This window comes from Tenacibaculum sp. L6 (genome assembly GCF_028823685.1).
In the GTDB taxonomy this organism is placed as follows: Bacteria; Bacteroidota; Bacteroidia; order Flavobacteriales; family Flavobacteriaceae; genus Polaribacter.
This window is the reverse complement of record NZ_JAPEHZ010000074.1, coordinates 1-9,899: the sequence shown is the minus strand read 5'-3', so window position 1 is coordinate 9,899 and position 9,899 is coordinate 1. Positions and strand designations below refer to the sequence as shown.

Genomic DNA, 9,899 nt, shown 5'->3' with positions numbered 1-9,899 from the left:
CACCACGGCACACCCCTTTAGCATCAAGGCATTAGGTAAATAAAAAATGAGTGGATCTCTTTTAGTTCATTTTTTCAGATTCCCAAATTGGTAAAAGACTTCTTTTAACACTTTTAAACCTATCTGGCATGTTTTTAAAAGGTGTAACAATAAAAGTAAAACTGTCGTCTGCACTAAATCGCCAATAATTTCCTTTTAATGCTCCATCTTCTGTTTCAACATTCCAATCAGGAATATTAATTAAAGAGAACTCTTTTGCTTCTTTATTAAAATCTAAAGCAAAATCTCTTAATACATTTTCAGAAGGATACTTCAGTATAATTTTTGCGTTTAAATTACCCTCTTCAGTAGTATGAAAAGTACATGACTTTGACGGATAACTCTTAATTTCTTTTCTCCAATTTCTAGCTATAATTTTCTCTAGCTCTGAATTAACTTGTACGCTGTCTTGTTCATTCTTTATAAGTGCAAACAACCCTTCTTGAACAATTATTACCTCTTTTTCTTTTGAATTTACTGTTACTGTTGTTTTCTCTGCTCCTATTCTACTGTCTTCTCCAAAAAAAACACCCAATACAAAAAATACTATTTTTATTACTTCCATCTTTTAAAATTTACATAGCTATTATTAATTAAAAAGCCGAAACAGTTGTTTCGGCTTCGTATATTTTAGTTAAACCAAATGGTAAACGATTTAATTTTTGCTAAATCAGGAATTTGTTCTTTGGTTACTTTTTGAGTACTAAACTCTTTTAATCCTAAGTCTTCGTTATCAATTGTAATTGTCGCGTTTAAATCATCTATAAATAGCGTTACTGATGAAAAAGATGACTCTACTTTATTTACTTTCGTATTTGCATCAATGTCTTGGAAAGTAGATTTAATATTTACTCCTGATTTTGTCTTAAAACGCTCATCAAAAATTTCGATACTCTTAATTGTTGAAGTAGAGTCTAACTGCTCTTTAGGAGTAATCGTTAACAAGTGCTTTCCTCCTTTTTCGTACACTAAATATTTGTCATCTTCTTGAAAAAGATTATCTCCTTTAGCTCCTTCACTTAAAACTTTTACTATTGAGTCTTGCTTGAAAATACCTTCAATTTCTTGCACCGTTGTTTTTGTAGTTAATTCCCCTACTTTTCCTTTAGCAATATCAAACTTACTATTACCGCATTGTACAAATACTACTGCCATTACAGCAACTACTAAAGGTTTCATTAATGTTCTCATTGTTCTTCTTTTATATTTAAAACGTCTATTTTTTCTATTTGTTATTTTAGTACCTTTTTTAAAATTCCGAAAGCAGCTCTTATGAATGTAGCACTGGTTAATACCTTTACTACCGGATTCATACGCGTGCTAGTTCGGGTTGAAGAAGTTCTCCTTCTCGTCTTCTCCTCCTCTTCTCTTTTCGCTACTGCTTCCTCTTCTTTATTTATCTTTTCAATTTTCTTGTTTAGTATTTCATAAGCACTTTCTCTATCTAGAGTATCGTTGTACTTAGGAATTAATCTAGAATTGTCTAATACTTGCTTAATTTCCTTTTCTGTTAACACATCCATTCTACTCATCGGAGCGCGTAACATCGTTCGTGCTAATGGAGTTGGAATTCCTTTTTCATTCAATACTGAAACCAATGCTTCCCCTATACCTAACTGCGTTAACACTTCTTTAGTATCATAGTATTCTGAATCTGGATAGTTTTCAGCTGCCAATTTAATTGCTTTTCTATCTTTCGCCGTAAATGCACGCAAAGCATGTTGAATTTTCATTCCTAATTGTGCTAATACATCTTCTGGAACATCCTTCGGATTCTGCGTTACAAAGTACAATCCAATTCCTTTTGAACGAATTAACTTTACAATACTTTCTATCTGGCTTAAAAGTGCTTTTGAGGCTTCATCAAACACTAAATGAGCTTCGTCTATGAAAATAACTAGTTCAGGTCGACCACTATCTCCTTGCTCAGGAAAAGTTTCGTATACCTCTGCTAACAACTGTAACATAAAGGTTGAAAACAACTTTGGTCGATCTTGAATATCGGTTAAACGTAACACAGAAATAACACCTCGTCCGTTTTCATCAATACGAGTTAAATCATCAACATCAAACGATTTTTCTCCAAAGAATAAGTCACCTCCTTGTTGCTCTATCTCTACTATTTTTCTAAGAATTGCTCCTGTACTTGCCGTAGAAATTCGTCCGTATTCTCCTTGAATTTCCTCTTTTCCTTCATTGGTTATATATTGAAGGATTTTCTTGAAATCTTTTAAATCTAACAACGGTAACTGATGGTCGTCACAGTATTTAAAAATGATGGCTACAATACCAGATTGTGTTTCAGTTAAATCTAAAATTCGAGACAATAAAACAGGTCCGAACTCAGAAACTGTAGCGCGTAAACGTACACCATCTTGTTCAGAAATAGATAAAATTTCTATTGGAAACTTTGTTGCTGTAAATGGTATCCCGATTTTTTCATGACGTTCATCAATCTTTGCATGCCCCGGACTCGGTTGTGCTAATCCACTCAAATCTCCTTTCACATCCATCAACAATACAGGAATCCCTTTTTCTGACATGTTTTCTGCCAATACTTGTAAGGTTTTTGTCTTTCCTGTTCCTGTTGCACCAGCTATTAATCCGTGACGATTTAACGTTTTTAAAGGAATATTTACCAAGGCATTGGTTACGGTTTCTTCACCTAGCATTCCTGCCCCTAACGTAATAAACTCTCCTTTAGTGGTATATCCTTCGTTGATGTACTTGAAAAACTCTTCGGTTTTACTCATTCTTTTTTGAACTTTTTTGTGATAAAAACACGTAAAAGTAACAAAAATCATTCATTAAATTTTAATGTTGCCTATCTTTGCACCCTTATGTTGAAAAAAGAAGTACAAGAGTTAATTAATACGGGAGAAATGCTTCCGTTAATGGAAGAATTTTATACAATTCAGGGAGAAGGTGCGCATACAGGTACTGCTGCATATTTTATTCGTATTGGTGGTTGCGATGTTGGTTGCCACTGGTGTGATGTGAAAGAAAGCTGGGATGCTAATTTACATCCGCCTACAAAAACAGATATTATTGTTGAGAATGCTAAAAAGTATGCCGAAACTGTGGTAATTACAGGTGGAGAACCTTTAATGTGGAGTTTAGATCATATTACCCAACAATTACAAAAAGAAGGTATTAAAACACATATTGAAACCTCTGGAGCCTATGATTTTTCTGGAGTTTGGGATTGGTTTTGTTTATCTCCTAAAAAAACGAAATTACCATTAGAGCGTGCTTACCAAGAGGCTGATGAATTGAAGATGATTATTCATAACAAAAATGATTTTCAGTTTGCAGAAGAACAAGCCGCTAAAGTTGGTGAAAAGTGTAAGTTATTTTTACAACCCGAATGGAGTAAAAAAGAAAAAATGACTCCACAAATTATTGATTATGTAATGGAAAATCCGAAATGGAAAATATCCTTACAAACACATAAGTATTTAAATATACCATAAACAAAAAAGCAACCTACTAAGGTTGCTTTTTTTGTTTACAATACTCCTAAGAGCGATTATTTATCCTCTTTAGGAAAAAGTATTTTACTTAAAGCTTCTTTATCTTTTTTCACTTTTTCTTTTTGCTCTTCAATTTTTTTACTCAACTCACTAAGTCTTTCATTCGTTTTGCGAATTACCTCTTCTTTAACCTTAACTTCTTCTTCGGTTATTTCTTTCTTCTCTCTAGATTCTTTAATTCTATCGTTCGCATTTTTTACTCTTTCTCTTCCTCTTCTTAAAATATCTTCACTTTCACGGATATTTCGCTCTTGCTCTTCTATTTTTTCTTTAGCTTCGTTTGATCTCATTTGACCAAACTCTCTTCCGCTCATTCCATTTTTATCACGACCGTAAGCATTCCCTTTTCCTTTGTACTCTTTTTGGGTTTTTTGGTCAAGCTCTTCTCTTTTATTTATCTTCTCTTTTTTATCTTGAGCTTTATTGTTTTTCTTTTCTTTAACTTCTTGCTCTAATTCTTCTTTTGCTTCATTAGCTTTATCCTTTCCTTTTTGCTTAACCTCTGTGCTCTTGTTTTTTCCTTTTCCTTGACCTTGTGCTACTACTTGTTGTGTACCTATGAATGCAAAAAACATTACAATAGATACTATAATTTTTATGTTTTTCATTCTAATCATATTTTTAGTTTATATACTATCTAACTCTTGTAACTGCTCTTCTACCTTCTCTGCTGCTTCGTTTAGCTTATCCATACCTTCTTCAAGATTCTTTTCTATAGAATCTATTTTTTGAATAGCGGTTTCAACTTTCTTTTCGTCTTCTTTTTTCTTTTTGTCTGTACATGAAATCATAAAAAGGATTCCAAATGTTAAAATCAGTAGTTTTTTCATAATTTAATTAATAGATTGGGTTAATATATTGTAAGACACTTTAATTTTATAAAGTCACTTTAAATAAGCAAAAAACGGAAAAAACCAGCATAGTGCTGGTTTTTTGCTTGTATACAATGTAATTAAGGTTTGATAGTTTCTTCTTTAGCCATTAAACCAAAGAACTTATCTAAATTAGGTAAGATTACAATTCTTGTTCTCCTATTTCTTGCTCTATTTTTAGCTGAGTTATTCTCTACTAAAGGAACTGCACTACCTCTACCAGAAGCAATTAATCTACTTGGATCAACTCCATATTTTTTCTCTAAAAGACGAACAATAGATGTTGCTCTTTTTACACTTAAATCCCAGTTATCTTGTAATACACCTGAGTTATATGATCTAGCATCTGTATGTCCTTCAATCATAACATCCATACTAGGTTCAGAATTGATTATGTCAGCCAATTTTTTTATTAGTTTGTGAGCATTATTCTTAACTCTATAACTAGCTGTATTGAATAACATTTTATCTGATACAGAAATCATCACAACTGTTTGATCAATGTCAATATTTACATCTTCATCATTTTCTAATTCTGAAGAGTTAATTGACTTTTTAAGGTTATAAGCTACTGCAACATTCATTGAGTCTTTTAATGTTTTTGCATTAGCTAGTTCTGCTGGATCGACATTTTTAAGTGTCTCTCTCATTTTTTCTTTCATAGTGTTAGAAATTACAGCTGTATTACCAACCATATCTAACTTTACATTATTTTCTTCTTGCAGCGACTCGTTTACATTTTTTAACGAGTTAATTTTTTGGTTGTAGTTATCAACTCTTTGCTCAATCTTAGCAAACTTTGCTTCTAATTCCTCTTTTTCTAGAGTTGTTTTTTGCAAGTTACCTCTAGTATCATTGTACTTTTGCTCTAACTCAACATACTTCTTTTTTGATACACACGACGTCATCGTCAAAGCTAATAACGCTAGGGGGATAAATAGTTTTTTCATAATTAATAATAATGATATAATAAGTTAATGTACACCTATAACTTATTTTTTACTAGAATATTATACCATAAATAAAAAAAGCCCCTTTTTAAAGGGACTTTCTTCATTTATTAATCTTACTTTTTTAGAATCTTTAATTATCTCTTATAATTCACTTTACCTTCTTTTTGTGTAGCTTCACAATTTTCGTCTTTTTCTTTGTAACATTTTCTACTTTCAGGTCTTGAATTATTAGTGTTTTTAAAGTTCTTTTTCAAATATTCTAAGAAATTACTTTTTCTTGTTGAAATTCTTCTTCTTACTTTTCGCTCTTCTATTTCGTGTCTCTTTTCTATACTTTCTCCTCCTTTTACTATATAGAAGTAAGAACGTCTGTTTAATTGATACTCTTCTTCAGTACATTTTTTTCCATCAACACAATCATTTAAAGGTTTGTCTTCACCGTAACCTATAGCACTTTCAATTCTATCTTTAGCTATTCCTCTAGATAAGATATAATCTCTGGTTGATTTTGCTCTTTTGTCTGACAACATTCTGTTATATTCTCTAGGTCCTCTGCTATCAGTATGAGATTCAATTTTAATAACTAATTCAGGATGATTCGTCATTACAGTAACAATGTTCTCTAATTCATACTCAGCATCTTCTCTAATAATTGACTTATTAAAATCAAAATAGATAGGATTAATCACGATTTGATCACCAACAATTAATGGAGTTAACTCGATATTCGTTTTAATTACCTCGTTTCGTTTACCTAAAGTAGCTACCTTATTTTTTCCTGCTCGATGATCTAGCTTTGTTGCTGTAACTGTATAAGTAGTATTACAAGGAACTTCTTTAAAAACATATTTACCATTTACATCAGAAATTACCTCTGCTACAATTTCTTTATTTTCATCTATTAGTTTTACTACAGCAGCTTCAATAACCTCATTAGTATTCTTTGCACGAATAACTCCCTCAACTATTTGAGTACAAACAGGAGGATCTGTATAAATAAAGAAACTATAAATATCATCGTCTCCTTTTCCTTTATCTCTATTCGATGAGAAAAATCCTCTTTTACCATCTTCACTTATAAAAAATGAAAAATCGTCTTTCTTACTATTAAAAGGGTATCCTAAATTTTCTGGTGAAGATAAAGTACCATCTTCATTTATTTTTGATTGAAAAACATCTAAAAGACCTAAGCCTAAATGTCCGTTTGATGAAAAATACAGTACATCATCACTTCCTACATAAGGAAAAACTTCTTTTTCTGATGTATTAATTGTACTTCCTAAATTAACAGGTGTTCCGTAGTCGTCTTTTCCTTTAATTTCAACTTTATAAATATCTGAATCTCCATAACCACCAGGCATGTTAGAAACAAAGTATAATGTTTTTTCATCTGGACTTAATGCTGGATGTCCTGTAGAATATTCGTCATTGTTAAACGGTAATTCTTTAACATTTACCCAATATCCGTTTATATAGCTAGCCTTATATATTTTTAAGTTAGAAGTATTCTTTTTACTCTTTCTAGCTCTTTTACCGTCTGAATTATTTCTGGTAAAATAAATTGTTTTTCCATCTTTCGTAAATACTGGAGTAGATTCATGCAATTCAGAAGATATTGGCACTTCTAATTTTTGGCTATTTGCTAGTACTAGTACGGTATCTTGTTCTCTTCCTTCTAATGTTTGAATATCTTCTTCAGCCTTATAAATATTTAAAAATGGTTGATTGTTCCACTTATAAATATTCTCTCTTTTATCTCCACTTGGAGCAGAAGATGAATAGTATGATTTTCCGTTTAATAAAAATCCTCCAAAATCTGAAAAAGGAGTATTTATTGCCAAGTTTCTTATTCCTATTCTCTTTTCTTGCTTAGAATAATCTTGTAAATATCCTTCTCTGTTTAATTCTTCGTTTAAATTCCCCTTTTGATTTTCAGTAAGCTTTAAAAAAATAGAATCAGATTTTTTATATTTTCCGTTACTTCTTAACGTTTGAGCGTATTTAAATAAATGTTTATCATCTAAATCATCTTTATAATTCGCTAATAATTTTTCATACCAAACTTCTGCTTCTTCTGTATCTGAATTATTGTAATACGATTCTGCTAATCTACTTAACACATGTTTAGAAGTATCTCCTTTAATCAATACTAAATCCTTGTACAGTTTAGCTGATTGCACGTAAGAAAACTCTTCAAAATAACGATCTGCTACTTTTTTGCTTTGTGCAAAACTGCTTACTGCCAACATCAATAAAAATGATGCTAGTACTTTTTTAAAATTCATATTTTTCAATTTTTTAAAAGAATCTAGGGGATCTATATCTAATATCTTGTAATATCTCGTATTGTAACATTATTTCATGTGTTCCTGAATTTGTTACATTGTAATTTGACGTTGTTAAATCATATGAATATCCTATTAATAGCGATTCAGTTGCTTGGAAACCTAAAAGTGCACTTACAGAATCATCCCATCTCCAAGATGCTCCTACTCTGAACTTTTCATTAAATAATAAATTTGCTGAAATATCTAATGATAAAGGTGCTCCTGAAACTCCTTTTAATAAAGCTGCTGGTTTAAATTTTAAATCTTCATTGATATCGAAAACATATCCTGCAATTAAGAAAAAGTGCATTCTCTCAACTGCTACTTCTCCTGGAGTTTTAGCGTCGTAATGTTCCATTCTTAAAATATTTGGAACAGACAATCCGACATACCATTGTGGTTGATGATAATAAATACCAGCTCCTACTGTTGGTAAAAACTTATTTATATTATCTTGAAATACAACTTCATTATCCTTATAGGTTCCTTTAGACCAATCTATGTTTAATAATCTTCCTCCTAAACGCAAACCAAAAGCTAAATTTCCTTCTTCTCCTGTTTGGATGTTGTACGATACATTCGCATCTAAATATATCTCACTAGAAGGCCCTACTTGATCATTCATCAAATTCACTCCTAACCCTAAACCAGAATAACCTAAAGGTGTATCATAAGATAAGTTTTGAGTATTTGGCGCTCCTTCAAAACCGACCCACTGCATTCTTCCTAAAGCAGTAATTACAGTATGCCCTCTAGACCCTGCATAAGCTGGATTCACATTCATTGTATTGTACATATACTGTGTGTACTGAGGATCTTGTTGCGCATGAATACTTGTAGTTATACAAATACTCATTGTACATATTATAATTAAACTTATATATAATTTCATTTGATTAATACTTTTATTCATCAGTCTTTTTTATAAATCCAGATTATCTATTAATGTAAATCCAGCCTTTTTTAACTTTACTTCCATTTCCAAGATCTAAGATATAGAAGTAAGTTCCAACTGGCAATTTATCACCTACATTTATATTTGCTCTTCCTTCAGAAATACCTCTAAAAACAACATTACTGTTATTATAACCTTGTGCCTTGTACACTGTGTTACCCCATCTGTTGAAAATTTCGATAGTGTTTCTTGGGAAGTTTTCAATACAATCGATATGTAAATAGTTGTTTGCAGCATCTCCGTTTGGACTCATCAAGTTATTTACCTTTACACAAGTATCATCACTGATTGCATCTCCAAATCCTTCAAGACCATCTACAGGGTTTGGTATTCCGTCTCCATCAGAATCACCTCCATCTACTACTCCATTTCCTCCATCATTAGGATCTGTAGGATTAGAGTCATAATCTGGATTATCAGCATCACCAAAACCATCTAAACCATCAACACTGTCTGCTATACCGTCATTATCAGAATCATCATGAGGGTTATCAACTTGACCATCTCCATCTGTATCTGGATTTCCTCCTTCAACAACATCATTCACTCCATCATTATCACTATCTAAATCTTGATAGTCAGGAATAGTATCTCCATCCGAATCAATAGCTCCTTCATCTCCTCCATTACCTTCACCAAATCTGGTTGTATCACCGTCAACGCTATCTGAAATTCCATCTTCATCAGAATCTGAACCTCCAGTATCTTCTGTATTTATAACACCATCTCCGTTAGTATCAAATTCTTCATTCCCTCCTTCAATTACATCGTTAATACCATCATTATCACTATCTAAATCTTGATAATCTGGAACTCCATCACCATCTGTATCTGGCTCTTCATTATTGTCTACTGAAGCATCTGCTTGTCCATCTCCGTTAGTATCTGTATACCCTGAATCGCCAGAGTCTATAACACCGTCTTCGTTGGTATCTAAATCTCCATTTCCTCCTTCTATTACATCATTAATACCATCATTATCAGAATCTAGGTCTAATGAATCTGGAATTCCATCACCATCAGTATCTACCGAACCATCTCCTTCGTCTACATCAGGAATGCCATCATTATCATCGTCTACATCTACAATATCTGATATGCCATCATTATCCGTGTCTTGTAAATAGTATTTACGAGTATTCGAAGCAGATCCTCTATTCCCATGATTATCAATTGAAATTACACTTGCTTCTACAGTCGTGTCTGCATCGGCTGCTAAG

Annotated in this window: 10 protein-coding genes; 1 reads left to right on the top strand and 9 read right to left on the bottom strand. The window is 32.1% G+C overall.

What is annotated here, in order from left to right; all coding sequences use genetic code 11:
* Positions 1 to 61 precede the first annotated feature (61 nt).
* From OU788_RS10880 to OU788_RS10870, 3 genes are all read right to left on the bottom strand, one after another.
* On the bottom strand, positions 62 to 604 hold the full coding sequence (locus OU788_RS10880; RefSeq protein ID WP_274635190.1) for a hypothetical protein: 543 nt from the start codon (positions 602 to 604) through the stop codon (positions 62 to 64).
* Positions 605 to 669: 65 nt separating this feature from the next.
* Positions 670 to 1,230 carry a hypothetical protein gene (locus OU788_RS10875; protein WP_274635189.1) on the bottom strand — a complete coding sequence of 187 codons (561 nt, stop codon included), beginning with the start codon at positions 1,228 to 1,230 and terminating at the stop codon, positions 670 to 672.
* Between the two features lie 41 nt (positions 1,231 to 1,271).
* Positions 1,272 to 2,792: a helicase HerA-like domain-containing protein gene (locus OU788_RS10870; protein WP_274635188.1), complete on the bottom strand. Its 1,521-nt coding sequence runs from the start codon at positions 2,790 to 2,792 to the stop codon at positions 1,272 to 1,274.
* 87 nt (positions 2,793 to 2,879) lie between these two features.
* Between OU788_RS10870 and OU788_RS10865 the strand changes: the two genes are divergently transcribed.
* Entirely contained in the window at positions 2,880 to 3,512 is a 633-nt protein-coding gene (locus OU788_RS10865) for a 7-carboxy-7-deazaguanine synthase QueE (RefSeq protein WP_274635187.1), read from the top strand.
* 56 nt (positions 3,513 to 3,568) lie between these two features.
* On the opposite strand, the gene OU788_RS10860 is transcribed toward OU788_RS10865, so the two are convergent.
* The 6 genes from OU788_RS10860 to OU788_RS10835 all read right to left on the bottom strand — a co-directional run.
* Positions 3,569 to 4,180 carry a hypothetical protein gene (locus OU788_RS10860; RefSeq protein WP_274635186.1) on the bottom strand — a complete coding sequence of 204 codons (612 nt, stop codon included), beginning with the start codon at positions 4,178 to 4,180 and terminating at the stop codon, positions 3,569 to 3,571.
* 18 nt (positions 4,181 to 4,198) lie between these two features.
* Entirely contained in the window at positions 4,199 to 4,402 is a 204-nt protein-coding gene (locus tag OU788_RS10855) for a hypothetical protein (RefSeq protein WP_274635185.1), read from the bottom strand.
* A gap of 122 nt (positions 4,403 to 4,524) precedes the next feature.
* Positions 4,525 to 5,394 carry an OmpA family protein gene (locus OU788_RS10850; RefSeq protein ID WP_274635184.1) on the bottom strand — a complete coding sequence of 290 codons (870 nt, stop codon included), beginning with the start codon at positions 5,392 to 5,394 and terminating at the stop codon, positions 4,525 to 4,527.
* 137 nt (positions 5,395 to 5,531) lie between these two features.
* Entirely contained in the window at positions 5,532 to 7,682 is a 2,151-nt protein-coding gene (locus OU788_RS10845) for an OmpA family protein (protein ID WP_274635183.1), read from the bottom strand.
* A 13-nt stretch (positions 7,683 to 7,695) separates the two neighbouring features.
* A complete protein-coding gene (locus OU788_RS10840; RefSeq protein ID WP_274635191.1) occupies positions 7,696 to 8,616 on the bottom strand; it encodes a PorP/SprF family type IX secretion system membrane protein in 921 nt (306 codons plus the stop codon).
* A gap of 43 nt (positions 8,617 to 8,659) precedes the next feature.
* Positions 8,660 to 9,899 (bottom strand): T9SS type B sorting domain-containing protein (locus OU788_RS10835; RefSeq protein ID WP_274635182.1); only part of this gene is annotated, 1,240 nt, incomplete at its 5' end.

Bases quoted from the DNA above. Each gene is read 5' to 3' on its own strand.
- OU788_RS10880 (WP_274635190.1), bottom strand. From the start codon at position 604: ATGGAAGTAATAAAAATAGTATTTTTTGTATTGGGTGTTTTTTTTGGA.
- OU788_RS10875 (WP_274635189.1), bottom strand. From the start codon at position 1,230: ATGAGAACATTAATGAAACCTTTAGTAGTTGCTGTAATGGCAGTAGTA.
- OU788_RS10870 (WP_274635188.1), bottom strand. From the start codon at position 2,792: ATGAGTAAAACCGAAGAGTTTTTCAAGTACATCAACGAAGGATATACC.
- OU788_RS10865 (WP_274635187.1), top strand. From the start codon at position 2,880: ATGTTGAAAAAAGAAGTACAAGAGTTAATTAATACGGGAGAAATGCTT.
- OU788_RS10860 (WP_274635186.1), bottom strand. From the start codon at position 4,180: ATGAAAAACATAAAAATTATAGTATCTATTGTAATGTTTTTTGCATTC.
- OU788_RS10855 (WP_274635185.1), bottom strand. From the start codon at position 4,402: ATGAAAAAACTACTGATTTTAACATTTGGAATCCTTTTTATGATTTCA.
- OU788_RS10850 (WP_274635184.1), bottom strand. From the start codon at position 5,394: ATGAAAAAACTATTTATCCCCCTAGCGTTATTAGCTTTGACGATGACG.
- OU788_RS10845 (WP_274635183.1), bottom strand. From the start codon at position 7,682: ATGAATTTTAAAAAAGTACTAGCATCATTTTTATTGATGTTGGCAGTA.
- OU788_RS10840 (WP_274635191.1), bottom strand. From the start codon at position 8,616: ATGAAATTATATATAAGTTTAATTATAATATGTACAATGAGTATTTGT.